Source organism: Streptomyces sp. A1277 (assembly GCF_004795015.1).
Lineage (GTDB): Bacteria > Actinomycetota > Actinomycetes > Streptomycetales > Streptomycetaceae > Streptomyces.
The window spans coordinates 1-22150 of the sequence record NZ_SSBI01000042.1; the positions used below are offsets into that span (position 1 = coordinate 1).

A 22150-nucleotide genomic window follows, 5' to 3' on the forward strand; every position below is an offset into this window, starting at 1 on the left:
GATGAAGCGCCCCGCCAAGAAGCAGGCCCCCATGCAGCTCAGCCTCGGCCACACCTGGACGAACCGCCACCGCTTCACCGTCGTCGGCCCCGCCACCCAGCTCCAAAACGCCTTCTCGTCGGGCACCCCCGTCACCCTCACCGGGGAGGACTGCACCGGCGACCGCGTCTACCTCGGAGTCACCCGCCAGACCTACGGCGACATGGGCGTCACGATGGAAACGCTGGGCCTGGACGCCCACCTTGGGGAGGATGCCTCGTACCTGATCGACACCCAGCGCCTCGCCGAAGCGCCGCAGCTCGCCGCCATCATTGCCAGCGAGCAGGCTCGTGCCGACCAAATCGACGCCGAGGTCGCCGCCCAGGACGACCGCTACCTCGACTCGGACTACGAGTGACCCGACCAACCGGGCCTAGCAGACAGCAGCGGCCCCGCTCCCCCATCGCTGGGAGGGCGGGGCCGCGGTGTTCGGCTACCTGTTGCGGCGGGCCGGGGTTGCCTTGGAGGGCAGGAACTCGTCCAGGCAGGCGTCCAGGAAGTCGGACCTGCTGGGGAAGCCGTAGGCGGTGGAGAACGCGTCGTACGTGGCGAGCTCCTGGTAGGAGGGGCGGAACGACTGCTGTTGTGAGTCCTTCATCCGCCCGCGTTCCACGCGCCGGCCGACAACTTCGCCGAGCAGGCCGTCGTCGTCGTAGTCCTCTTCCTCTACGGGGTTCTGTCGGTGGTGGACGGCGGCCAGCAGGGTTCGGAACAGGTTGTGGCGCCGGGCGTTGAGGAATGCCCGGCGCACTACGACGGAGTTCGTGGGCTCCTTGCCGGTCTCCGTCTTCTTCGACAGCTGGTACTGGGCGATGCGGTCCCGGACGCTGCCCGACACCATGATGGTGCACTGCGTGGCCCGGGAGCCTTCAGGGCCGAGGTTGGGGATCTGTACCTGCCCGGTCTCGGCTCGTGTCGGGATGCGGGCCGGAGGCGGGGGAGCAAGGGTGCGGACTTTGATCTGGGTCCGCGCCGTGTCGGCCAGTTCGGGCAGGGCGGGGGCAGGAATTGCTGCGGAGACGGCATGCTGGGCGGGGGTGGGTTGCGCCTCTGGGAGCATGGTTTCCGGGCCGGTCTCGGTGAAGCTGTCCGGTTCGACGGGTGCCGGTGTTGTGTCCGGTGCCGCTTCCGCAGTGACTTCGGGCGCGGCTTCCACGGATGGTGTGGGGGCAACGACCTGTGGGGCCTGCCTGGTGCCGCCGTCGTCCTCGCTGATGTGCTTGGCCCGCCGGCTGCGGCGGGTGGGTCCGAAAGCGTTGGCGGCGAAGGCTCCGAGTGCGTCTTCGTCGGGGAGTTCGCTGTTGACCTTCGTGGTGCTGCTGTCCTTGCTCACTGCTCCTCACTCTCCGCCTCGTCCTCGTCGGCCTGCCGGAGCGCGGCCATGCCCTGCATGACCTCTATGGCCAGCGACTGGTAGTCGCCTGCAAGGTCCTTCATAGACTTGCGCAGGCCGGTGTTCAGCTCGGCCGACGAGCGGAGTTCCTGGGGAACCTTCCCGCGGAGGCGGGCTTCGACGGCGGCGGCCTCGACGTGGCGGACGTTCTGTTCGAAGACGGGGGCGGCGCCGCGAAGGTCGGAGGCGAGGGCGTCCTTGATGTTCTTCTGGACCTTCGTTGCCGAGCTGTTCGTCGCGAAGAGGACCACGCCGAGGAGTCGCAGCATCGGGTTGTTCTGCGCGGCGATACCGAAGCGTTTGGCGACGGTGCGGAGCCCCTTGCGGGACGAGGGGTCGGACTTGGACGGGATGAGGATATTGTCCGCGGCGGTGAGTGCGGCCAGTTGGAGGACTTCGGAGCCGGGGGCGATGTCGAGGATGATGACGTCGTAGTCGTCGCGGACGGAGTCGATCGCGGCGGCGTACATCCCCATCCATGCGGTCTGGTCTTCGAGGTTGTCTGCGGTCTTGGCGATGCGTCGCTGGCAGTACAGCTCCTCGACGACTTCTTCGAGTTCGTCGCCGCCAGGGACTACGAACAGGTTGGGACGTGCCTGCCCTGTCGGGGCGAGGGGTTTCCCGTCGAGGATCGCGGCGGCTTGGGCTTGCCCTCTGTCGTTGAGGTCGGTGTTGCTGGTGCCGAGGTCTTCACAGTTGTTGCCCTGCTCGTCCATCTCGATGAGGAGGACGCGCTGCCCGATTTTGGCCCAGGCGACGGCGAGCGCGGAGGAGAGGCTGCTCTTTCCGACGCCGCCCTTGCCGTTGACGATGGCAATGACCTTGCGGTCCATCAGTCCTTCGTCGATGGCGTCGAGTCGCCGGTTGAGGGCGGCTTTCACTGGGCTGATGTCGGCAAGGGTGAGTGGGACGGTGAGTGGTGGCATGGACGCCTCTTCTGCTGGGCTGCTGTGTGGGTCTCGGCGCAAGACCCTACACAGTGATCATGTTTCGTCCGTTAAGACCCCCTGAAGAGGCACCGTGCGGGTGACGATGGCGGTAGCGGAAGGTGCGGGAAAACGCGTGACGGCTAGCACGCTATATAGGACACCTCATAGCACCATTGCTAGCCTTTTACCTAGCACGGCTTATAGGGCATCGGCATCCGGTCACGCGACGTCGAAGGCCCGCCGCACGGGCTGGTCGCCGAGGTGCTTGCGGGCGAGGGCAGCCCGGATGCTGGCGTCGAGGCTGTCGACGGGCCCCTTGACGGTAAGGGCTTCGTGGGCGGCGACGGCGTCGGTAAATGCCTCAGGGGGTTCACGGCGTGCGGGGTCGGCAAGGCACTGGTCCTGCCGGCGGACCGCAGCGACGATGTGGGGGTTCGTGGCGCCAGCGCCTGGCCGGTGGGCGAGCGCGGACTTGAGGGCTTTGCGGTACCCCGGGGAGGCAGTCTCCCGGGTGCGGACCGGGCCGGCTGGGGCGGGTGCCGGGGCGTCCGCAGTCGCGACGGGTGCAGGGGCTGCCGGGGCGCCGCCGACGGGCAGGACCCGAATCGAGCGGACCACGTCCCGGCCGAGCTTGGTGTTGATCTGCTTGCAGAGCTGTCCGCCGAGGAGCCGGAGCTGTGCGGCGTAGGCGTGGGATGAGGGGCGGAGGTCGAGCCGGCCGCGGTCTTGGTCGTACGCGGCGGGCTGGACGTGGTCGGCGTACTGGGGGCACAGGGTGGCCCACTGGTCGAGGATGGTTCCGCCGCCGAGGCCGATGCCCCAGCCTTGCTCGGCGTTGATGGTGCCGAGGGCGGCGCCGAGCAGGAGGGGGTCGCGGCCGGTACCGCGGTCGGCACGACGGGTGCGGCGGCGCTTCGGCTGCGGAGCGGGCGCGGTCTTCGCGGTCGCCTTGTACGCGGCAAGAGCCTGGCGGGCGAGGTCCCGACCGGACGCTACGGACTGCTCGGTCATGCCGCGCCCTTCCTGCTCTCGTCGGCGAAGTAGTTCTCGGGCATGAGCTAGACGCCGTTGTTGCGCATCGACATTGCGCCGAGCAGCAGGTCGTCGGCGAGGTACTGGGCGATCTGCTGAGCGGCGGCAGCTGGCTGCTGGGGGAGGCTGAAGTCGAGACCGAAGCGTTCGTTGAGACGGGCCAGGTCAGCGGTGCGCTGTTCCCGCAGCCGGTCGTAGGTCAGCTGTCGGACCTGGCCGTCCGGGCAGAGCACCTGGAGGTGGCCGGCGGCGAGATCACGCGTGAGGGCTTCGAGGGCGTCTTGGAACGGGGCGGTCTTGGGTGCGGGGGTACGTGTCGTCCGGGCCTGGGTCTGCTGCCGGAGTTTCGCAGCCCGGCTGCTGGTGCGCTTCTTGCTACTCATGGCGGTCTCCGATCAGAGGTTGCTGCTGGTGTTGTTCGGCCGGTGCTGGTCCACGAGTTCGCGGGCCCAGGTCGGCCATTCCTCCGGTCGGTTCAGGTGGTCGGGGTGTACGTACGCCACGGGGCGGTCGGCGTCGTCCAGCACATAGACGAGGTTCGTGATCTCGGACCCGCAACTGGTCGTCTTGTAGCTGATGGCGAGTTCTTTGACCTTGATCGGGTTCGGGTGGTTCGGGTCTCCGCTGATGTCGAGGGTGGCGGTCTCGTCGTCGATGCGGAGGCGGATGCCGCTGTCGGCGAACTGGTGGATGACGGTGCTGGCGACCATGGCGGTCTCCTCAGAAGGCGTTGGCGGTAGTGGGGATGTTGAGGCGGAGCAGGGCGAGGGCGCTGTCGACGAGGCGGTTGGTGAGCAGGCGGCGGGTGTCGTGGTCGCCGAGGACGGCAAGGAAGCCGGTGACATAGCCCGGGTCGGCGGCGGCCAGCTCGCGGTGGGCGAGGACTTCGTCGCGGGTGAGGGCGGTGATGTCGACGGCGCCTTCGACGTAGACGTCGCCTTCCTCGTCGTCGGCGATAGCAGGTTGGAACATGGCGCCGATGGCTTCCCGGGCTACCAGGGCGGCGGGGGAGGATTCCTGCGGGACGGGAGCCTGGTCGTAGCCGTCGTGCCGGAAGCGCTCCTGTTTCCGGGAGTCCTCCCACGCGGTGACCATCAGGCGGCGGGCGGCGGGGTCGGCGTAGAGCAGGTGGGCGCCCTTGAGGCGGTAGGCGAGGAGCCCGGAGGGGCGGCGGGTGTCGGCGGGGTCGATGGGGCTGTGTTCCTCGGCGGCGGCCTGGACTTCCTGCCAGGTCCAGCTGGCGTCGGCGCAGTGGCGGGCGATCCAGGCGATGCGGTCGACGTTGGCGTTGTGTAGCCAGGGCACGTTCTCGATGAGCTGGCGGGCGAGCTGGTAGCGGCGTCCGACCTTGTTCAGGGTGCGGGGCTTGTGGGTGGTGGTTTTCGGGGTGGTGTGGGTGTGGCTCCCGCTGGCGAGCTTTGTCTCAGAGGGGGGGATAGAACAAGCCGCAGAAGACGTGCGAGTAGAACCACCCTCCATTGGGGTGCAACGCCCCCGGCCTGAAACGGGGGTTCGGCGGCGGGGGCGGCGCACCTTCCGGGCAGCCTTGCGGGCGAGCTTCCCGAGGGCCTTGCGGGCGGTGTCAGCAGCCCCGACAGGACGCCTTTGCACCCCTTCGCCAACGGTGCGGATGCCGTGTGCCTCGTCGAAGCTGGCGGGGATCGTCCGCTCGTACGCGGACGCCTCGTTACGGCCGCCCCGGACGCGGGTGCCCTTGGACCGGTACACGAGGAGCCCGGCGTCGCGGAGAAGACCGACGTGGTACTGCACGGTCCGCTCGGACACGCGGAGTTTGCGGGTGAGGTAGGCGACGCCCGGCCGGCACTCCTTGAGCGCGGAGAGTTCCTGCGCGAGGGCGACGGTCGTGGGGCCCCACTTGGGGCCGTGGGTGCGGGCGGGAATGTACAGGCCCTTGGTGGCGAGTTCGTTGACCCAGTGGACGGCGGTCATCCAGGAGTGGGGGTCGGTGGCGATGCGCCCGGTGGTGGTGCTGATCCACTGGCACTGGGTGCCGACCTTGGGGGCGGACTTTTGCCGCGAATCGGTCGTTCGGGCGTGCTCAAGCTGACAAGCAGGTGCGGCGTGCTGCACTATGGACCTCGTTCCGGTCTCATCCGGGATGCACAAAGGCCCCCGGTAGTGGGTCTTGGTTCTCCACGAACCTGAAGTCGCTCGACCTGCTCGACCCCGGTCGCCAAACCGGAAGTCGGAAGTCGGGCCTTAGCTCGGTCGCCAAACCGAGCCGTAGGAAGTGGCCGCGCACGATGCGCCAACATCAGCGGCCAGCGGTAGAGGAAGCGCCCCCGCCAAGGGGCTCAGGACCTCCCGCTCAGGAAGTCGCTACGTCACTTCAACTCCCTTGTCCGAACGGGTTTGGGGCCAGGACCAACCCATGCGTGCCCTGTGCTTGCCTGTGTGGCCAGCGACGAGGTTGCACTTGCGGGGTCGGTACGTGAAGGGGACGAGATTGGCGGGACCACCGATGTGGTCGCACTCGGTCTCGCTGGGGGAAGCGAAGTCGCGGAACCAGTCCATGTGGAGCAGCGAACTGGCTTCGTCGCGGTAGCAGAGGTGCGTGAGGCAGCCCGCACACAGCTCGCACTCTTCGCACTCGTCGAGATTCCACGGGTCAACCTGGAGGCCGAAGCTCGCCATGTACTGCTCGTTGGTGCACGGGGTGCCGTAGCGGTCCCAGGTGCTCTGGTCGTCGGAGGTCATCGCTGGCCTCCCGCCTGGTTGGCCTGGCCGCGCTGGAACTCGACCATGCGAAGCATCTGCTGTCCGAGCCGCTCCGCGTCATCGACAGTTACTTGCACCTCGATCTCGCGGCCGACGGCCTGCTTGCCGCCCTTCGTGATCGAGCCGGTGAAGCACACGTAGTGCTCGCCGGCGTTGCCCCACGCGGTTGCGAAGGTGCGGGGGAACGCGAAGCTGGTGACTTTCGCCAGCCAGACGCGCTTCCGGCCGGGCCGGTTCCGCTGGTGCATGTTCAGCAGCGCGACCGAGGTGGTGGCGACCTCGTGAACCTCGACCGAGTCGGCTCCGGCTTCGAGGAGTTCATGAATCCGGCGGATCGCCGCTTCGGCAAGAACGGGCGGGGCGGCGGCGAGAACATCGCCGTAGAGGTTGTCGCTCATCGCTGCTCCTCCAATTGCTCCCAGAGCCAGGGGACGTGCGCGGTGTGGCGCTGATGTCGGCCGCATGCCTTGCAGTGCGACGGGCGGACCCGCATCGGAACGACCGCGTGCAGCGGCTTAAGCCAGTCGCCTTCGGCCTGCAGGTGGTCGCCTCGGTGCTGGCCGCAGCGATTGCAGATCCAGTAGCCGTCCGAGCCGTCGGGCTGGACGGGGCCTTCGCGGAACCAGTGGTCGGCGATCAGGGGGTGGTGGGCGCTCATCGTTCGCCCTCCGTCCGGCTGGACACGTCCTCGTAGTGCTGGACCCAGACCGCCTTGGTGTCCTCCGTCGACCACGCCAGGCGTGCACCGCAGGAGCAAGCCACGGAGGACCCGCGCTCGCCCTCGTTGTCGGTCTGCGGCGAGTGGTTCTGCAGGGCACCTACGTGGGTGGGGCAAAGGTGGAGTCGGAAGCGGCCGAACGACCGACGGGACTGGACGTCGATCTCGCGGAGGCGTCGACGGCCCGCCTTCACGGACGGCAGCGGGGGGTGGGACTGGTGGGCGATGCTGTCGACCGTGGTCCAACCGTAAGGGGCCTCGTTGGTCTCAGAGAGGTCGGATACCACCGTGCAGCGGGCTGCGTCGCACCGGAAGCGGTACGTGCGCAGCACCTCGGCGGTCACGCGCTGGTGTGGGTAGTGGGGACAGAGCCTGCGTACGTCGGCGATGTGGTGATCACGCCGGAAACGCCGGGCCTACTGTCTACGGGGGCTGGGCCCCGGGTACTCTTCTGCACGTCGACACCTTCTCTGAGGGGTGTTGGCCGGCCGTAGAAGTCTCTGCTGACTGTCTGCGGCACCGGCTCCGCGTCGATCCCGGTTACCAGCCGGGGGAGCGGAGCCGTTCTGTTTGCTGTTGTGCCCCAGTGCCCTGATTGGACGTCTGGCGCAAGGCCCAGCCTACTCGTTGACCTCATCGCTTGTCCCCCTTCTCGGTGACCGTGTTCGCGATCCGGCATGTCGTCACATGGTCGGTTCGTACGCCATATTCTTCTGACCTGCGGTTGTGTCCTATAAAAATTCACACCGAGTAACGTGATCTTGCCCACCTGCCTGGTCACCGCTCAGAACGAGCTAGGCAGCAATAGGAGATGAGGGGAACTCAGGCCCCGCCCGAAGTTCCCGGACCTGCCCCGGCGGCACCACCGCGCCCCCGTCCGCACCATCAGCGTCGGCCTCGACGGCACGCCGTCCCGCGCGCCCCTTCCTCGCCGCAGCGCGGCACACCCCGCACCGGCATTGCAGGCAGTTGTACCGGTACTCCCCGTGCGGCACCCCTTCCCGTCGCGCCTTCTTCCCCACGGCTCGTGCGTCGGCGAGGGCCTGCCCGAAGGCGGGGTCGGTGCGGGCGTGCCGGGCGGGGACGTTGGGGTGGATGGGTGTGGCGGTGGCGGCCTGGGCGAGGGTGTGGCCGGCGGCGACGTGCGCCAGGTACCGGGCACGGGCCGCGTCGTCGAACACGCGCCCGGTCACCAGTGGCCTCCCCGCGCGGCCGGGATGGTGGGGGTGTCGTCGTCGGCGGGGTGCCGTGGCGGGTGCAGAGTCCCGGACCGGGCGGCAAGGCGGGCCATGGTCGCGTACCCGGCGGCGTTGAGGGTGTCTTGAGTGCGGTGAAGTTCGGCGGCAGCCCAGGCGGGGCGCAGGGACAACTGGCCGGCCCGGTACCCGACAGCAAGGGCCGCATCCCACACAGCCCGCACCACGCCGGGGTCGGCGTTGGGGAACAGGGCCTCGGGGAGCTTGCGGGGGGTGCCAGCGGTGTCGAGGTGGCCGTGGGCGATGAGGCCGGCGAGGTAGTCGCCGCCGGACTGGCAGCGCTCGGCGAGGACCTGATCGACGTGGATGGTGGCGGCGGCCGCGGTGTCCGTGCCGGAGGCTGGGGCGGGGGTGGGGGTGGTCATGAGGCGGTCTCCAGAACGGGAAGGAGGGCGGCTGGGGCGGTACCGCGGGCGGGTGCGAGCGGCGGCACGGCCCGGGTGGCGGGGGCAGGGAGGGTGAAGAGCGGCAGCTGCACCACCACCACCGGCCGGGGGCGCCGAACCGGCAACGGGTCCGGGAGGGGCGAGCCAGCCAAGGCCCGGGGGTGGCGGGGCATGTCCTCCATGCCGGGCAGGGCAGGCTGTACGGGCCTGCCGGGGGCTATGCGGCGCTGCCGGACCCCGTCCGTCGTCGGTGCCGCCGCAACTGGCCAACGCCCGTCCGGGCGGACCCTGGTCGACTTCGGCAGCAGGCCCTGGTCGACGGCCGCGGCGAGGAGCTGGTCCCTGGTTGCGTGCTCCTTGTCGAGCCCCAGCAGCGTCACGAGGTAGGAGCGTTGCCAGTTCGCGGTGCGGACGTCCATGCCCGCCCGGTAGGCGACCGCCTCCGGATCCGTCTCCCGTGCCAACGCCTTGAGGAGGGCCTTCTTCTGGTCCGACAGGTCCTCGGTCAGGCCCCGCGCGGTCGGGGCCGCAGGGGTGGCCGTGCCGGGGTTGCCGGCCGCGGGCTTCGGTTCGGCGGCCGGGGTGTTGGTCAGGGATCCGGTGGTGGCGGCGTGCCGGCGGGCAATCAGCGCCCGGTGCCGGGTCAACGCCAGCTCCCCGCCCATCACCCCCTCCGGCTCGACCAGGTGCTCCACCCCGTCCTCATCAACCACCGTCGTGTTCGCGTAGACCCGGCACGCGGCGAGCACCGGGCACCGGGCACACACCGCCTTCGCGAGGCGCTCCCGGTCCAGGCGGACCTTCTGCGGCTCCGCACCGTCATCCGTGTACGGACCCCACACGTCCAACGGCACCCCGCCCAGACCCCCGGCGAGTGCCATGCCCGGCTCTTCGGGGTCGGGGGCGCACCCCCTGTACTTGTAGAAGCGGTGGTCCACCAGGTCCGCGTGCGCGGCAAGTCGGCTCGTCATGGGGTGTCTCCCTCCTGCGGGTGCTGGAACGTGGTGCGGGCGAGTTCGGCCGTGACGATTGCGTCAGCGGCTTCGAGGACGGCGAGCTCGTCACGCATGGCGGCCGCGGCCCGCTGGTCGGCGAGCGCCGCCCGGATACGGGCCCGGCAGGCTTCCATGTCGCGGTGGTGTGCGGCCCCCATCAGGCGGGCTGTTGCACGCTCACGGCGGATGTCGCGGCGCAGGCGGTGCAGCATCCGCCACGACAAGCCCACCGCGGCCACCGCCAGGGCGGCGAGCACGGTCACAGCTATCGGGTACACAGTCATCGCCTCCTCGGGGCGCCGGAACTGCTGGACGGGATCGGTCACGGGCGGGGCGGCCCGGACAGGGGTGGGGTGTCGTACAGCGGGGCCAGATCGCGGTACGTCTGCCGGACTTCGAGCTCGGCAAGGACGACTGCGGGGTGCAGGTGCGGGCGGTACCGCACGTACGGCTCGGGCAGGGGCCGCGGACGGCACCGCCAGATCCCGACCGCCAGGACAACGAAACTCGGAATGAGGAACAGCAGGGCAACGGTGCCCATGGCGGGCCTCCTTTGGGTACGGGAACGGAACGGCCGGCCCCATGACGGGACCGGCCGGCGGAGCGGAGCTGGTTCAGGCGGCGATCGCAAGTCGCAACTGGTCGTACTCGTTGCCGAGGATGGCCTCGCCGATCATGGCGAACAGGTCACGGGCTGCGGGCGGCGTAACAGCGTTTCCCGCCATGCGGACCCTCTCCCGCTTGTTGCCGAGCCAAATGTACGAGTTGGGGAACTCCATGGCCGCGGCGTACTCGGCGGGCTCCAGCATCCGAAACCCGAGGTCCTCAACCGCGGTGACGACGCCCCCGGCGAGGAGGCCGTGCCGGTCGACGGTCGTCACGGTCGGGATGGGCTCCGTGGTGGGGCGGGCATTCGCGTTGCCGTAGTAGGGGACGACCATGTCGGGGACGGCGAGCCCGTGGTGGTTACCGGACGCGCAGACGGTGGCGAGCGGTTCGGACACGGCCCGGTGCGACGACGACCCGCCGCGGAGCTCCACCATGTACGGCGGAACCGTCACCCCGGTCTCGTTCCTCGCCGTGCACGTCCGCATCGGCTGGTCCGCCGGCCGGGCCACCTTCCCCTCGCGACCCTCCACCGGAACGAGGAGCGGGCGAGAGTAGGCAGCGTAGCCGTCCCTGATGCGCTTCATCGTCTTGTCGGCGAGCGGCCGATCCCGGTCCCCGATCCGCTGCGCGGGCAGCGACCAGTCGATGGCGTCGGACGCGGGCCGGACCGCGGGGAACACCTCGGCGTGGCACCGAACGGTGGGGCACCGCCACACGTACTGGGTCTTGTACTTGCCGTAGGTGCGGCGCGGGTTCTTCCACGCCTGCACGGCCCGCACCACGCGGTCACAGCCCGCGCAGTGGGCGGTGGGGCGCAGCCACTTGTCGAAGTCTGGGGCCTTCTCGCCCTCACGCCACAGCACGACGTACATGCGGTCGCGGGACTGCGGCGCACCGTCCCCGAGGGCGGTGGCGTGCATGGAGTTCAGGCAGACCAGCTTGAACCGGTAGCGGAGGGCCTGGAACGCGGCGATCCAGGCCGGCCAGAGAATCCACTCGCGGGCGTCGACGACGTTCTCGACGATGATCGCCCGGTACTCGTGGAACTCCGCGAAGCGGATGACGTCCCACATGGTCGCCCGGGAGCGTTCCGCGGCGTCGTCCGGGAGGATCTCGCCGAACAGGTCAGGGGTGGCGTCCTGGTGCCGCTTCTTGCCCTGGGCGATGGAGTGGTTCGTGCAGGACGGGGAGAACCACGCGAACGTCGTCGTCGGGTAACGCCGCGGATCGACCTGGGAGATGTCCGCGCAGTCGTGCGCGGTGTCGGGGTGGTTGGCCTGGTGCACGTCGACGGCGAGCCGCCAGTGGTTCAGCGCGGTCCGGACGGTGACCCCGGCCTGGCGGGCGCCTTCCGAGGAACCGCCCGCGCCGGCGAACCCGTCCGTCGTGTCACCGGCCAGGGTGCGGAGATTGATCACGCTCATGCTGCGCTCCTGTCTGCGGTGGGCTGGTTCAGGAAGCTGATGCGGTCGTTCAGGAGGTCGGAGAAGACCTGGAGCCCGTTCGGGCCGTCGACCTCGATGTGGTCGACCTTGTGCTTCTGCGCGTCGGCGAGGATCTGCGTCAGGGCGATGGCGTTGCCCCAGCAGTCCTGCGCCTGCCCGACCAGGCGGTCGAGGTGCCAGGGGTCGGCGCCGGCCGCCGCAGCGGGCTTCTGCTGAGATCCCGCGGTCGGCTTCGAAGCGTCGTCCGTGCCGTCGCTTCCGGACTCGATGATCTGCAAGTCGGACGGCGTCCACAGGTCCAGCGCCATCCCGAACCGCATCCCCGCGTTCCGGATTGCGTCGCCGATGACCTCCTTGATGGCGTCGCCGCCCGTCTTGTCGCCGGCGTGCCCGTACCCGAGGCGGGTCATGCCGCACACCGTGAGGCGGATCCACAGCCCGCGATAGCCGTCGACCTGCGGCAGGCCCCGCTCGTCAACGGTCAGTGGCTCCCAGTCCCAGAACGGGTCCACGTTCAGGAGCCGGTTCGTGGCCTCGGCGTGCCCGACGAAAGCCAGGTCGATGTGCCCGCCCTTCGGCATCTTCTGCGTGCACTTCTCGCACTTGGTTACGGGGTGCTGCTTGCAGCCGTCCCACCCGGCGCTCTTGCACGCCTTGCACCACACGCGCGGCAGGTACCGGATCTCCTTGGGCAGGAACGGCTCACGGAGCTTGTGAAGGGCTTCGACCTGCTCGGCCCGGGTGTACCCGAAGGTGTTCGACGGGCGTGTCACGGCCTGGTTCAGGGTGTGCTGGTTGGGGCCCTCCGCCGTCGTGCTGGTGGCGGGGGCCTCGGTGGGGTTAGCCACGAGGTCTCTCCTGTGAGGTTGTGATGGTGTGCTGGGCGGTGCGCGGCTAGTTGTCGGCGTCCGGGCCGCGCACCCGCAGAGGCGCTACCGGACCTTGGCCGGGTCGATGCCGTACTTGGCCAGCAGGTACGCGATGGCAACCTTGAGTACGCCCCGGCCGGTCGCTTCCCGAACCTGGGCGTGCAGGTCGTCGTTCGGCGTGATCCGCAGGTTCACCAGGTCCGACTCGTCCACCCAGACCACATCGCCCGGAACGAACTCGCCGGCGAGGTACTTTCGGTACCCCTCGTTGACGTCGTCGCTGACCTTCCGACCGGCCGCCTTGGCCCGGTCGCGGATCAGCTGACGGATCGCACGGGGAACCTGCGGATTGCGTTCGGCGCCCGGGGCGAGCGGGGCCCCCTCGTAGTCGTCGGCGTACCGGCCGGCCTTGAACTCGTGCATCAGATAGTCCGCCGCCACATGCGCAGCGAGCATGCCCGTCTTGGCTTCCACTCGCTCACGCAGCGCCAGACTTGGGGTCACATTCAAGTTGACCTTGTTCTTGGCGGTGCCCTTGCGGGCCGTCTCCGGCTGCTGGGGTGTGTACTCGCCCGCGATGACCTTCCGGAACCCGGCGTTGACTGCGTCGGAAATCGTTGTGCGCGCGCTCTTTGCCCCGCTGGTGATTCGATCCCGGTCGATTGCCGTGAGAAAGATCGACAGATTGTTCGCGCGGATGGATTCGGTGGCCCGGAGCGCTGCCCATCCCCGAGGTGTGAGGACTTCGTCGACTGCATCGGCAAGGTCCGGCGAGTCGACTTCGCGGAGTCGGGTGGATGCGGCAGCGAGCTGGGCTCGCAGGTCGCGGTTGGTGGGCACGGGGCGGGGTCCTCTCGGCGACGAGCGCCGGTCGGACCGTTGGTTCGGCGGGCGCGTCTTGGGGGCGTTGGCCACGCCAGTTTCCTCCATTTCTGGTGCGGGCACCATGTCCGTTTGGGTAGTGCCCGTGCCGGGGCTATCCCGACAACCAGAACACTACCCGAATAAGCATTGCTTGCACAATGGCTATTCAGGTAGTGTGAGCTCACGCCGACAACACACCGCGAGGGCCACGATGAAGCACACGAAAACCCAGACCACCATCAAGACCCTCGCCGACCTCTACCGCAGCATCGACCGCCAGCACGTCGTCACCGTCTCGTTCCTCAAGGAAGAGAAGGACGACGCCGGCAAGAAGACCGGCCGCCTCGTCGAGACCGTCCGTAGCCTTGAGCCCTTCGATATCCGCACCACCCGCGACGGCCGTATCGTCCTCAAGGCCATGGACCGGGAGACCGGCGAAGCCCGTACCGTTCGCCTCGACAGAGTCCTCAGCTACACCTGCCACCGGATCGCGTTCGTCCTCGACCGCCCGGAGGCAACAACCCTGGCCGGAGCGGTCATCGTGGTTCGTAGCACCGCACAGGTCATCGCCCGCGAACTCGGCCGCGACTACCTGCCCACCCGCCGCATCGACCGCACAGACGCCACACTCGCCGCTTAGGAGCAGCCATGAACCTGCCTGACGTCCCAGCAGACAACAGCACTGGTCCGGTCGTCTGGATTCTCTCCAAGGGCGAGAGGTACGAGGGCGGGTGGATCGTCGGCGTCTACCTCGACCGCGACCTCGCCCGGGGGGCCCTCGTCACCCTGGCGCAGGAACTCCACGACCGGTTCGAGATCAGCGACGCCCGCCAGAACGACGACGGCTCCATTCACGTCGAGGGCGGCTGCGACTGGATCTCCCTCGTCCCGCACCCGGTCGTCACGGCGGCACAGATAGAAGCCGGGGCATAACGAAGGCCACCACCCTACGGGGCTGGTGGCCTTTCCTGCGGGCATGCCCGTCAGATGACGGTGATTGTAGATCAACCCTTTGACCGACCGCTAGACCAGCCAGAAACTGACCCCATGACACAAGACGCCCCACCCCAGCAACAAGCCCTCACCGGGCCCCCAGAGCCCACCTACCGGCACCGGTACTGCCGACGCTGCGGCAAGCCCCTCACCGCCGAGCAGTCACGTCGGCGCGGATGGGGGCCCGACTGTGATCCGACCCGGCACCCCGCACCAGCGCCCGCCCGGGACATCGACCAAGACGCCCTGCCCGGCACCTGACATCAGCTCGGCGGCCCTTCCAGCGGCACCGCTTCAACCGCCCGCCGCACCTGCTCCATCGTCGTCGGCAATGGCTCCCACCCGTGCGAGCCGGCCATCACCCAGTTCAACGCCGTCACCCCCCGCGCATACGCCTGCCGCAACCCCTGCGCCCTGAGCGGCACCCCCGGCGGCCCCGCCTTCGATGGCACCAGAGACACCCACAACGCCGTCCGTGCCCCCTCCAACGGCAACGAATCCACCAAGCCCTCGCGCACCTTCAGCCAGCGCCGCACCGCGACCTGCGACCCCTCCCGCAGCCGATACCACTCCACCTCCGGCAACGGCCCCAACTCCGCCACCGCCGCCAGAACACGCTGCCGGGTCTCCTCCGACACCCGCTCCAACCAGCCCCCCAACACCGACCGGGCAGCCTCCACCCCAACCTCCGCCAACGCGGCGATCTCCTCCGCCCGGTTCGGGGCCGCCTTCTGCTGCCGCCGCCGCACCGCCACCGCCACCTCACCCGGGGACAGATCCGACAACGACTGCGCCGCCAACTCCCCCGACCTAGGGCCCGCGTCCAGCAACACCGCGACCATCGCCAACAGACGGGACCGGTCCTCATACGACAGGGTCGTGCCGTCCCGCTCCAGTGGGCCCTGCCCCGCCAGATCGACCATCCCCCGGTACAGGGCCTCCAGCGACCTGCCCGACGCGGCCGGCTTCCGGTCCGGGTTCGTCACCGACGGCAGCAACACTGTTTTCCCTGGCGGCAGAACCTTCCCAGCGAGGATCTTCAAACAGTCCCGCACGATCCGCTGCGACCAGTCTGGCAGCGGCTTCCCGACGTCCTTCTCCCAGTGCCGCAACTCCCCGGCCACGGCCAAGTCCCAGAACGCGTCCATAGACTCCTGCGCGAACAGCTGCCGGGCCATCCTCGACACCCGGGCCGGCAGCTCGTCCCGGCCGACCGCACGGTCGAACATGCCGACCACCATCCGCAGCTGCCGCAACCGGCCCTCCGACACCTCGCTGGCCATGCCGTCCACCACCGCGGCGAGCTGCCGTACTGACGGAGCGCTGTACGTCCTCGGGGTCACGCCTGCTCCTCTGACGGGGTAGCGGCATTCTTCGCGATCCGCGACAGCGGGTTCCGTTCGCCCGTGCTGTCCTCGGCGTCGATGTACCCGATCAGCGCCTTGGAGCGGTCATCCCATCCGCCGTGCCGGCCGATGTCCACGATGTCGGCACCGGCGGCCCGGGACGACTTTACGAGCCCCCGCCGCAGCGAGTGCGACGTCCACTTGCCGGGCAGGCCGGTGCGGTGGATGGAGCGGCTGACGATGTCGGAGGCGCCGTTGATGCTGATCCGCCCGGTGGGGTCACCGATCGGCTTCCCCTTGCGTGTCATCTCGGCGCCCATGTATCCCCACTGGTCGATCCGCATGAACAACGGCCCCTCCGTGTGCCCTTCGTCTGCGAGGGCTGCCACGAGGGTGCGTACAGCGGTGACGGTACACAGCTCCGGTTCGGGGTCGGGCAGCACTTCGACGTCCTGCCACTTCTTCCGCTTCTTCCGGTACACCTTGACGGTGAAGCCGCCGTTCGGGAGGTCGGTGAAGCTGCCCGGCCAGTTCAGTGGGGCGAGCTCACTGCCACGGGATGCGATGGCGTGCCCCAGGAGCATGAGGGCGGCGTCTCGTTTGCCGACGAGCGTGGACCGGTCCAGGTGGGACAGGGCCTGGCGCAGGACGGTTCGGTCGGCGGCCGACGCCTTGCGGGGGGTGGCGGCCGGGTCCTGGGCCTCGGACAGTTCGGCTCGGTACCCGGCGACGACCTTGCGCGCTCCCATGGTGTCCGGCGGCTTGAACCCAGCGGCCCGGTGGGAGGAGCGGATCGACGCGATGATGCGGTCCATCGTCGCCGGACCGTACGGGCGCCCGGTCCGCTTCCGGGGGGTGCGCTTGAGGTACGACAGGTACGCGGTGACGGTCTGCGGCGCGGCGGGCAGGACCCGGCGACCGACGGTGCCGCACCAGGCAGCGAACTGCTTCATGTCACCGTCGTACGCCCGGCTGGTGTCCCTGGGGATGCCCGCCCGGACGTCTTCCTCGGCCTCGGGCGGCAGCCACGCGTCGGGGTCCTCATCCTCCTGCCGGACAGCGGGAGTTCGATCCTCGGAGATGGCGGGAAGCCGGACCTCCTCGACCAGCTCCCCGTCCACCACGTCGTCGTGCTCGGTCACGGCTTCTCCAATGCGCCGTGCTCGCCACGCTCGGCGTGCCGAAGTTCGCACCCGCTGCTGTGCTCGTGCACCTCATGCGATCTCTCAGCGGCCACGGCGCAGTCTGCACAGCAGAACTTGGCGATGGCCTTCACCTGGCGGAAGCAGTCAGGCTTGGCACACTTGTGCAACTCCCAAGACAGGCTCACGGCCGCCATCCTTCCTGGTAGTCCGGGTGGTCGGCGTACGGTTCGGCGAGGGCGCACAGGGTCGGGCACGGCATTTCCGGCCAGTCGGCGTCCGTCGTGTTTGCGTCGCATGCATGGCAGACCTCCGCCGGATTGGCGGGGGAACCGTCCTGGTGAACCAGAGTCGTTGTCCGTACCGCGCGGTGCAGGACAACGATGCGGCGCTTCGCCGCGACCTCAGCAAGGGCGCGCGCCGTACGGTTCTCCTCGTGCGCGGAGATGCGTTGGCGGATCGCGTCCCTGGTGGCTTCGGACACTGCGTCACTCGCCTTCACGTCCCAACACTCCTGCGGGAAGTGCTGACGCCATGCCAGCCACGCTCCGAGGTGAGCGTCGGTGGTGAACAGCTCCCAGTGGGTGTCGCTGTAGTAGCCGCCCCGGGCCCGCTTCTCATCCTCGTCCAGTCTGGCCGACAAGAACGCCGCCACACCGCTCTGTGCGGACGCTCTCCACGCCCTCCATGCCGCTTCGCTCTGTAGCTCCATAGAAGGAACATTAACTCTAGTGATAGGCACTGATGCCCCCGCCGCGACAGTCGGCAGGGGCATCAGTCGAACAGTACGAATCTTCGCTGTGCGCGATCCTAAGCGGCGGGGTGCCCCATGACTTCCCAGTAGATGACGACGTTCTCCTCAACCTTGGTCCTCATGTCCTCGCCCTCCAGCGTGAAGAACCGTTCCCCGGACGCCACGACGATCTGATACTCGCCGATCAGCTTGATCTCTCCGGTGTACAGGCGCGGCCGACCTGCTTGGCCATCTCGCGCAGCGATGAAGGCGACATCCTGGCCGATGCGAAGAGGGGCGCCGGTGTAATCCACGGCGGAGTAGGAGGAGTTCGTCATGCCCTCCACATTCCCACACTGCAATGACAGCCGTACGGCGCCAGGGGGTCACATGTGAGCTTATCGCTCCTCAGGATAGGGAAGGGGCTCATGCCTTCAGCTTGGCATGGGGCTGACTCGCTGCTGCCCCCGCTCAATGGGGTGCGGGTGCCGGGCCTCGAACTTCAGCGGTCAGCGGGTGTCGGCGGCGTGCTGCTGGCAGGGCGACGTCAGGTTGCGCCACTCGCCGCGCTCGCCGAAGGACCCCACTGTGATGTAGCCGCAGTCGTTGCACGCCTGCCAGGCCGGGAGGTCTTGGTCGCACGCGGTGCACAGGGCGGCGACCAGGCGACCGTCGACGTCGTGTACGGGTTCAACGTCATCGGTGAGGTGGCGGCAGCGGGCCCTGGCGGGTTCAGGCGCAGGAGGGGCGCTGCGGCGCAGGAATCTCATGGGCCCACGGTACCGCTCGCGCGCTCGGCGGGAGGTGCGGGTGCCGGGCCTCGAACCCCGGGGCTCAGCGATTGGCTCTACGGCATCCACTGACGGAGCCCGCCCCCAGCAAGGAGGGTTCCCACCCGCACCGCGAGCCTACGGCGATGAACACTGTCGTACGGTCTTCATCGGGCGATCCGTATAACCCCGCGCCGGTGCGCTTCCATGGCGTCCATGCTTGCGTCACGAACAGCCACGTTGACCCCGCCCGGCAAGGCCGCTCGCCCCGGCGCGATCGACATGTGGGACAACTGGATGTTGATTCGCGACAGTCCCTCAACCATGCCGCCAAGCGGGCTGACCTTCAGACGCAGCAGACGTGCGGCACACTCACGACAGGACGGCAGACCGTTCAACTCGCGGGCACACACGTACTGGCCGCCGCTGCGGGGGTGGGCATAGGCGCGGTGGCCACAGCGCGGGCAGTCACTGCCGTGCCGAAGGGTTACCTGCCGTAGTGCGCGGTCAACGTGGGGGAATGGGCGGTGGCTCATCGCAACCTCCTGGTGGGCGTCGCTCCGAGCGTAGCGACGAAACGGTGCGAACATCCCGCCGCCAGCTCCGTTTCTCGCGCGCCCGCTATGTCTTCTTTGACCAGCTGTGCGACGGCAGTCCTCCCCGGCCGGGCCCCGGCAGTACGGGCACCACGGGCGGGACCACGTACCGAGCCTACCGGGTCACGGGTACAGGAGCCGGGACAGTGGCGTGGGGCGGGCGCCGGATTCGTGCGGACGGTCCGGCGGTTCGGGCTCGGCCGTCGGCGTCTTGGCGGGGGCCTGGTGGTGCGGGTCCGGGCTGGCGGGTTCCGTGGCCGGCTCGGCTTGGTTCGCGCTCATGGCTCCACGGTCCCACCGCGTGGGCGGGGTATTGCCCCTGCTGGTCCGCCACAGGATGTGTAGCGGGGAGTTGTTCCCCGTTTCTTCGCTGGGAGCCATCGTGGTGCAGGGTGACAAGCAGGACGAGTCCTGGTGCCCGGACTGACTCACCCTGATCCGCACGAAGCTGTGCCCCCGACAGTCGAAGTGTCGGGGGCACCGTTGTGTCAGGGTGTCGGCCTGTGCTGCTGCGGTTCTTCGTGGCCACCGGGCGGAGGGTTCGGGAGGCCGGGGTGACGCGAAGCAGCGCGAGGAGCAAGATCACGTTACTCGGTGTGAATTTTTATAGGACACAACGGCAGGTCAAAGCTGCGTAACCACCGGATCGCGCCAAGACGGGCCGCCGCCGACCAGCTGGACTGTGATCGCGGTCACGGCGTCTCTTCCCTGCGGGGCAGTTGGGTTCCCGGGAGGGCCACGGGCCGGGTACTGGTGCCTCGCTGCGCGACCCACACCATGCGGGTCCGCTGGCAGATCAGCGCCGCGACGAGCAGCAGCAGGGCCGCCCGAACGATCCGCAGAACCGTGGCCGGCGTGCCGTCGAGACCAGTGATCGTGACGATGACGGTGTACAGGCTCAGCCCGCCGATCGACCCGGTGAAGAACATGACGTGCCATCCCATCGGGGTGGACCGCCACGGGGCCAGCACGTGGTACGTGATGACGAACACGACCGAGCACAGGAAGACCAGGGCGCTTACTGCCAGGTTCACGATCTGCGCGACACTCACGCCGACCTCCCCTCAATGGTGGCGCGAAATCGCGCTGCGAAATGGTTCTCGTCGCGGAACTGGCGAAGCCGTCCCGCCGCCTCGGTGACGGCCGGCTGCCGCTCCTCAGCTTCTTGGAGCGCCTGCTGGGCCCGTCGCAGCGCGGACTCAGCAGACTTCTGACCATCGGCGGACGGTCGGCGCCACCACTTCAGCAGCCTCACCGAACGTCCACCTCCTCGTCATCTTCCACGGCCATCCTCGGCAGCGCCTGCAACGCGTGCGCGGACGTGCGGGACAACTCCAACAGCTCCTGGGTCTGGGCTCGCTCCTTTGTCCGCGCAGCCTCGGACTTGGTGTGGGCCGCCCGCCAGGTGTCGCGCTCTTTCAGTAGGTCGTCGTACGTCCTGCGGGGCACAAGGCGCCCGGTAAGGACCATCAGGACGACCAGGGCGAGGAGGGCGACAGCACCGCCTTGGGCAATGTCTACGCCCATCAACTCGGCGGCCACAGGTCATCTCCTCTGCGTATGTGCACGTGCGGGCCCGTCAGCGCGGAAGCGCAGCCTTCGGGGAGCTGGCCGGCACGGGGGCGGTGACCTGGGTGCGGTCCCACATCGCGACAACGGCCGTGGCGACGGACAGGACGACGGCCTGCCGTTCGGCGGACCAGTCCAACCCGAACCCGACCGCCAACGCGACGACCGCCTGGACGAGGCCGATCAGGGCGGCACCGACACCGTCGGACGCCATCACGGCGAGGGTGACACCGACCGCCGCGGCGGCGACTGCGTTGATGACGGCCTGCTGCTCACCGGACACGTCGACACCGAACGCGGCGACCAGCTTCACGATGACGGCGATGAGACCAAGGAGCGCGGCAGGCTCCCGACCGAAGATGCGCATGGGTCAGCCCTTCTTGACGAGGTCGGTGAGCTCGGCCACAGCCTTGGTCAGTGCGTCGATCTTCTTGTCCTGCGCGTCGAGCTTGATCTTCGTGTTCCGCAGGTAGGCGTAGGCGTCGCTGGTCTCGTCTTTGCCCTTGTAGAGCCAGACGTCGATCGGTTCCATGGTGTCCTTCTTGGGTGCGGTCGGAGTGCTGGAGCCGGGGGTCCAGTTCGCGGGGTGGGTGAGGCGTTCGGCGACGTCGGTACGGAGCTGCGCCATGGTGAAGCCGCGCGGGTCGACCTTGTCCGACGACCACTCCAGGTGGCCGATGACGGACTTCGCGGTCCAGTCGTGGGCCCGACATAGGGCGGCTTGGACGCGGACGATCGCGTCGTACTGGGCGGTGGGCCATGGGTCCTTGCCGTCGCCGAGGTTTTCGCACTCCCACCCGTAGAAGTGCGCGTTGCCGTCGACACCGTTCAGGTTGCCCTTGGTGGGCGGGGTGGGTCGGCTGCCGTAAGACTCGTTGGTTACCTGCTTGAGGACGACCGGGTCACCGCCGCCGGCATGGTTCGCACGCCCCCAACCGACCAAGTGGACCTGGCCGTCCTTCGCGATCATTCCGTGACAGAGCGGCCCGGGCAGGTCGGCGTACCCGTCGCGGACCATGGCGACCGTGTTCGCGGTGCCCTTGGTGACGGTGTGGTGCACGATCGATCCGTTGACCGGGCCCCAGGCGCCCTTCTGGTTGCGGTTGTGGGTGCGCCACGAGCCGACCTCGACGACGCGGACGCCCTCGGCGCGCAGGGCGGTGAGAACAGCAGCGGCAGACAGTGGTGTGGCCACGGGTCAGCCCTCCTTGCGGTAGAGGGGGCTCACCCGCGGGACGCCGAGCTTGTCCCACGCGACCTCGTCGGGGATGCCGCTGGTGTCACCGCCGCCCTTGGGTCGGAGGTCTCGCTGATACGACGCGAACGCGCGCTTGTGGGCGTTCGTCCAGTCCGGGCCCGGGGCCTGGGCGGTCTTCCAGTGCCCTTCCTGCTGGAGCCGGACAGCGAGGGTCTGGATGAGGGGGCTGTTCCGGCCGCCGTGGAAGAAGTGCGCGCCGGGGTACGGCTCGTACAGGCCGATACCAGTGGGCACCGGCACAGCCGGCGCTGTGTCCGGCTCGACCTTCGGGGTCGGGTTGGTGGTGGTCTTGGCGGCGGTGTCGTCGCCAGCCTTGGGGCGATCCATCAGGACTCCTTGCACTTCCCCGCGCCCAGAGCCGTTGGCGTGTGCTGCTCCGGCCGGGGCCGGGTGGCAGTCCCTCGGGGGTGGTGCGGGGCGGAGGGTCGCCCTATGGATCAGCGTACGACCGGGGGGAGCCCTCGCTCCC

At 68.9% G+C, this 22150-nt stretch carries 34 protein-coding genes; 4 read left to right on the top strand and 30 right to left on the bottom strand.

Annotation, left to right across the window (positions count from 1 at the left end; translation table 11 throughout):
• Positions 1-397, top strand: a 397-nt coding sequence (locus E6R18_RS24855) for a hypothetical protein (protein ID WP_206308420.1), incomplete at its 5' end; no start/stop codon positions are given.
• 75 nt (positions 398-472) lie between these two features.
• Here the strand turns inward: E6R18_RS24855 and E6R18_RS24860 are convergent.
• The 18 genes from E6R18_RS24860 to E6R18_RS24945 all read right to left on the bottom strand — a co-directional run bounded on the left by E6R18_RS24860 (position 473) and on the right by E6R18_RS24945 (position 13250).
• Complete coding sequence (locus tag E6R18_RS24860) at positions 473-1372, bottom strand: hypothetical protein (RefSeq protein WP_136319134.1); 900 nt, start codon at positions 1370-1372, stop codon at positions 473-475.
• Positions 1369-2358 (bottom strand): ParA family protein, encoded by a 990-nt coding sequence (locus E6R18_RS24865; protein ID WP_136319135.1) that lies wholly within the window; start codon positions 2356-2358, stop codon positions 1369-1371. The genes E6R18_RS24860 and E6R18_RS24865 overlap by 4 nt, the downstream gene beginning before the upstream one ends.
• Before the next feature lie 222 nt (positions 2359-2580).
• The gene (locus tag E6R18_RS24870; RefSeq protein ID WP_136319136.1) at positions 2581-3372 is read right to left on the bottom strand and encodes a DciA family protein; all 792 of its coding nucleotides are present in this window, start codon (positions 3370-3372) and stop codon (positions 2581-2583) included.
• Positions 3373-3419: 47 nt separating this feature from the next.
• Positions 3420-3776 (bottom strand): hypothetical protein, encoded by a 357-nt coding sequence (locus E6R18_RS24875; protein ID WP_136319137.1) that lies wholly within the window; start codon positions 3774-3776, stop codon positions 3420-3422.
• A 12-nt stretch (positions 3777-3788) separates the two neighbouring features.
• Complete coding sequence (locus E6R18_RS24880) at positions 3789-4103, bottom strand: hypothetical protein (protein ID WP_136319138.1); 315 nt, start codon at positions 4101-4103, stop codon at positions 3789-3791.
• A 10-nt stretch (positions 4104-4113) separates the two neighbouring features.
• On the bottom strand, positions 4114-5484 hold the full coding sequence (locus tag E6R18_RS24885; RefSeq protein ID WP_136319139.1) for a helix-turn-helix domain-containing protein: 1371 nt from the start codon (positions 5482-5484) through the stop codon (positions 4114-4116).
• A 249-nt stretch (positions 5485-5733) separates the two neighbouring features.
• Positions 5734-6111, bottom strand: coding sequence for a hypothetical protein (locus E6R18_RS24890; protein WP_136319140.1), 378 nt, complete (start codon positions 6109-6111; stop codon positions 5734-5736).
• On the bottom strand, positions 6108-6530 hold the full coding sequence (locus E6R18_RS24895; protein WP_136319141.1) for a hypothetical protein: 423 nt from the start codon (positions 6528-6530) through the stop codon (positions 6108-6110). The genes E6R18_RS24890 and E6R18_RS24895 overlap by 4 nt, the downstream gene beginning before the upstream one ends.
• Entirely contained in the window at positions 6527-6790 is a 264-nt protein-coding gene (locus E6R18_RS24900; RefSeq protein ID WP_136319142.1) for a hypothetical protein, read from the bottom strand. Before E6R18_RS24900 ends, E6R18_RS24895 begins: the two co-directional genes overlap by 4 nt.
• Positions 6787-7194 carry a hypothetical protein gene (locus E6R18_RS24905; RefSeq protein ID WP_136319143.1) on the bottom strand — a complete coding sequence of 136 codons (408 nt, stop codon included), beginning with the start codon at positions 7192-7194 and terminating at the stop codon, positions 6787-6789. The genes E6R18_RS24900 and E6R18_RS24905 overlap by 4 nt, the downstream gene beginning before the upstream one ends.
• Before the next feature lie 450 nt (positions 7195-7644).
• Positions 7645-8043: a hypothetical protein gene (locus E6R18_RS24910; RefSeq protein ID WP_136319144.1), complete on the bottom strand. Its 399-nt coding sequence runs from the start codon at positions 8041-8043 to the stop codon at positions 7645-7647.
• Positions 8040-8471 (bottom strand): hypothetical protein, encoded by a 432-nt coding sequence (locus tag E6R18_RS24915; RefSeq protein ID WP_136319145.1) that lies wholly within the window; start codon positions 8469-8471, stop codon positions 8040-8042. The genes E6R18_RS24910 and E6R18_RS24915 overlap by 4 nt, the downstream gene beginning before the upstream one ends.
• Positions 8468-9463, bottom strand: a complete 996-nt coding sequence (locus E6R18_RS24920) for a WhiB family transcriptional regulator (RefSeq protein ID WP_136319146.1) — start codon at positions 9461-9463, stop codon at positions 8468-8470. The genes E6R18_RS24915 and E6R18_RS24920 overlap by 4 nt, the downstream gene beginning before the upstream one ends.
• Positions 9460-9771 carry a hypothetical protein gene (locus tag E6R18_RS24925; protein ID WP_168712427.1) on the bottom strand — a complete coding sequence of 104 codons (312 nt, stop codon included), beginning with the start codon at positions 9769-9771 and terminating at the stop codon, positions 9460-9462. The genes E6R18_RS24920 and E6R18_RS24925 overlap by 4 nt, the downstream gene beginning before the upstream one ends.
• A gap of 38 nt (positions 9772-9809) precedes the next feature.
• Complete coding sequence (locus E6R18_RS24930) at positions 9810-10028, bottom strand: hypothetical protein (protein WP_136319148.1); 219 nt, start codon at positions 10026-10028, stop codon at positions 9810-9812.
• A gap of 73 nt (positions 10029-10101) precedes the next feature.
• On the bottom strand, positions 10102-11520 hold the full coding sequence (locus E6R18_RS24935; protein WP_136319149.1) for a DNA cytosine methyltransferase: 1419 nt from the start codon (positions 11518-11520) through the stop codon (positions 10102-10104).
• Complete coding sequence (locus E6R18_RS24940; RefSeq protein ID WP_136319150.1) at positions 11517-12389, bottom strand: hypothetical protein; 873 nt, start codon at positions 12387-12389, stop codon at positions 11517-11519. Before E6R18_RS24940 ends, E6R18_RS24935 begins: the two co-directional genes overlap by 4 nt.
• Positions 12390-12473: 84 nt before the next feature.
• Complete coding sequence (locus E6R18_RS24945; protein ID WP_136319151.1) at positions 12474-13250, bottom strand: hypothetical protein; 777 nt, start codon at positions 13248-13250, stop codon at positions 12474-12476.
• 235 nt (positions 13251-13485) lie between these two features.
• Between E6R18_RS24945 and E6R18_RS24950 the strand changes: the two genes are divergently transcribed.
• From E6R18_RS24950 to E6R18_RS35025, 3 genes are all read left to right on the top strand, one after another.
• The gene (locus tag E6R18_RS24950) at positions 13486-13914 is read left to right on the top strand and encodes a WYL domain-containing protein (protein ID WP_136319152.1); all 429 of its coding nucleotides are present in this window, start codon (positions 13486-13488) and stop codon (positions 13912-13914) included.
• A gap of 8 nt (positions 13915-13922) precedes the next feature.
• The gene (locus tag E6R18_RS24955; protein ID WP_136319153.1) at positions 13923-14207 is read left to right on the top strand and encodes a hypothetical protein; all 285 of its coding nucleotides are present in this window, start codon (positions 13923-13925) and stop codon (positions 14205-14207) included.
• A 114-nt stretch (positions 14208-14321) separates the two neighbouring features.
• Positions 14322-14528, top strand: a complete 207-nt coding sequence (locus E6R18_RS35025; protein WP_240799844.1) for a DUF6011 domain-containing protein — start codon at positions 14322-14324, stop codon at positions 14526-14528.
• A 2-nt stretch (positions 14529-14530) separates the two neighbouring features.
• On the opposite strand, the gene E6R18_RS24960 is transcribed toward E6R18_RS35025, so the two are convergent.
• From E6R18_RS24960 to E6R18_RS25010, 12 genes are all read right to left on the bottom strand, one after another.
• A complete protein-coding gene (locus E6R18_RS24960) occupies positions 14531-15610 on the bottom strand; it encodes a LacI family DNA-binding transcriptional regulator (RefSeq protein ID WP_136319154.1) in 1080 nt (359 codons plus the stop codon).
• Positions 15607-16755 carry an integrase gene (locus E6R18_RS24965; protein WP_136319155.1) on the bottom strand — a complete coding sequence of 383 codons (1149 nt, stop codon included), beginning with the start codon at positions 16753-16755 and terminating at the stop codon, positions 15607-15609. Before E6R18_RS24965 ends, E6R18_RS24960 begins: the two co-directional genes overlap by 4 nt.
• A 184-nt stretch (positions 16756-16939) precedes the next feature.
• On the bottom strand, positions 16940-17398 hold the full coding sequence (locus tag E6R18_RS24970; RefSeq protein ID WP_136319156.1) for a DUF6221 family protein: 459 nt from the start codon (positions 17396-17398) through the stop codon (positions 16940-16942).
• A gap of 167 nt (positions 17399-17565) precedes the next feature.
• Complete coding sequence (locus tag E6R18_RS24975; protein WP_136319157.1) at positions 17566-17826, bottom strand: hypothetical protein; 261 nt, start codon at positions 17824-17826, stop codon at positions 17566-17568.
• Positions 17827-17997: 171 nt separating this feature from the next.
• The gene (locus tag E6R18_RS24980; protein WP_136319158.1) at positions 17998-18258 is read right to left on the bottom strand and encodes a hypothetical protein; all 261 of its coding nucleotides are present in this window, start codon (positions 18256-18258) and stop codon (positions 17998-18000) included.
• Between the two features lie 719 nt (positions 18259-18977).
• Entirely contained in the window at positions 18978-19136 is a 159-nt protein-coding gene (locus E6R18_RS34155; protein ID WP_168712428.1) for a hypothetical protein, read from the bottom strand.
• 410 nt (positions 19137-19546) lie between these two features.
• Positions 19547-19906 carry a hypothetical protein gene (locus tag E6R18_RS24985; RefSeq protein ID WP_206308421.1) on the bottom strand — a complete coding sequence of 120 codons (360 nt, stop codon included), beginning with the start codon at positions 19904-19906 and terminating at the stop codon, positions 19547-19549.
• Positions 19903-20109, bottom strand: coding sequence for a hypothetical protein (locus E6R18_RS24990; protein ID WP_136319159.1), 207 nt, complete (start codon positions 20107-20109; stop codon positions 19903-19905). Before E6R18_RS24990 ends, E6R18_RS24985 begins: the two co-directional genes overlap by 4 nt.
• Complete coding sequence (locus E6R18_RS24995; protein ID WP_136319160.1) at positions 20106-20396, bottom strand: hypothetical protein; 291 nt, start codon at positions 20394-20396, stop codon at positions 20106-20108. Before E6R18_RS24995 ends, E6R18_RS24990 begins: the two co-directional genes overlap by 4 nt.
• Before the next feature lie 37 nt (positions 20397-20433).
• Positions 20434-20790 (bottom strand): hypothetical protein, encoded by a 357-nt coding sequence (locus E6R18_RS25000; RefSeq protein WP_136319161.1) that lies wholly within the window; start codon positions 20788-20790, stop codon positions 20434-20436.
• Positions 20791-20793: 3 nt separating this feature from the next.
• Positions 20794-21618, bottom strand: coding sequence for a peptidoglycan recognition family protein (locus E6R18_RS25005; protein ID WP_136319162.1), 825 nt, complete (start codon positions 21616-21618; stop codon positions 20794-20796).
• A 3-nt stretch (positions 21619-21621) separates the two neighbouring features.
• Entirely contained in the window at positions 21622-22008 is a 387-nt protein-coding gene (locus E6R18_RS25010) for a peptidoglycan-binding protein (RefSeq protein WP_136319163.1), read from the bottom strand.
• Positions 22009-22150 lie beyond the last annotated feature (142 nt).

What these genes read in the sequence shown, in the direction of transcription:
- E6R18_RS24930 (WP_136319148.1), bottom strand. Translation starts at nt 10,028, where the DNA reads ATGGGCACCGTTGCCCTGCTGTTCCTCATTCCGAGTTTCGTTGTCCTG.
- E6R18_RS25010 (WP_136319163.1), bottom strand. Translation starts at nt 22,008, where the DNA reads ATGGATCGCCCCAAGGCTGGCGACGACACCGCCGCCAAGACCACCACC.
- E6R18_RS24920 (WP_136319146.1), bottom strand. Translation starts at nt 9,463, where the DNA reads ATGACGAGCCGACTTGCCGCGCACGCGGACCTGGTGGACCACCGCTTC.
- E6R18_RS24875 (WP_136319137.1), bottom strand. Translation starts at nt 3,776, where the DNA reads ATGAGTAGCAAGAAGCGCACCAGCAGCCGGGCTGCGAAACTCCGGCAG.
- E6R18_RS24925 (WP_168712427.1), bottom strand. Translation starts at nt 9,771, where the DNA reads ATGACTGTGTACCCGATAGCTGTGACCGTGCTCGCCGCCCTGGCGGTG.
- E6R18_RS25000 (WP_136319161.1), bottom strand. Translation starts at nt 20,790, where the DNA reads ATGCGCATCTTCGGTCGGGAGCCTGCCGCGCTCCTTGGTCTCATCGCC.
- E6R18_RS24915 (WP_136319145.1), bottom strand. Translation starts at nt 8,471, where the DNA reads ATGACCACCCCCACCCCCGCCCCAGCCTCCGGCACGGACACCGCGGCC.
- E6R18_RS24865 (WP_136319135.1), bottom strand. Translation starts at nt 2,358, where the DNA reads ATGCCACCACTCACCGTCCCACTCACCCTTGCCGACATCAGCCCAGTG.
- E6R18_RS24870 (WP_136319136.1), bottom strand. Translation starts at nt 3,372, where the DNA reads ATGACCGAGCAGTCCGTAGCGTCCGGTCGGGACCTCGCCCGCCAGGCT.
- E6R18_RS24935 (WP_136319149.1), bottom strand. Translation starts at nt 11,520, where the DNA reads ATGAGCGTGATCAATCTCCGCACCCTGGCCGGTGACACGACGGACGGG.
- E6R18_RS24955 (WP_136319153.1), top strand. Translation starts at nt 13,923, where the DNA reads ATGAACCTGCCTGACGTCCCAGCAGACAACAGCACTGGTCCGGTCGTC.
- E6R18_RS24890 (WP_136319140.1), bottom strand. Translation starts at nt 6,111, where the DNA reads ATGACCTCCGACGACCAGAGCACCTGGGACCGCTACGGCACCCCGTGC.
- E6R18_RS24975 (WP_136319157.1), bottom strand. Translation starts at nt 17,826, where the DNA reads ATGACGAACTCCTCCTACTCCGCCGTGGATTACACCGGCGCCCCTCTT.
- E6R18_RS24900 (WP_136319142.1), bottom strand. Translation starts at nt 6,790, where the DNA reads ATGAGCGCCCACCACCCCCTGATCGCCGACCACTGGTTCCGCGAAGGC.
- E6R18_RS24880 (WP_136319138.1), bottom strand. Translation starts at nt 4,103, where the DNA reads ATGGTCGCCAGCACCGTCATCCACCAGTTCGCCGACAGCGGCATCCGC.
- E6R18_RS35025 (WP_240799844.1), top strand. Translation starts at nt 14,322, where the DNA reads ATGACACAAGACGCCCCACCCCAGCAACAAGCCCTCACCGGGCCCCCA.
- E6R18_RS34155 (WP_168712428.1), bottom strand. Translation starts at nt 19,136, where the DNA reads ATGAGCGCGAACCAAGCCGAGCCGGCCACGGAACCCGCCAGCCCGGAC.
- E6R18_RS24980 (WP_136319158.1), bottom strand. Translation starts at nt 18,258, where the DNA reads ATGAGATTCCTGCGCCGCAGCGCCCCTCCTGCGCCTGAACCCGCCAGG.
- E6R18_RS24950 (WP_136319152.1), top strand. Translation starts at nt 13,486, where the DNA reads ATGAAGCACACGAAAACCCAGACCACCATCAAGACCCTCGCCGACCTC.
- E6R18_RS24895 (WP_136319141.1), bottom strand. Translation starts at nt 6,530, where the DNA reads ATGAGCGACAACCTCTACGGCGATGTTCTCGCCGCCGCCCCGCCCGTT.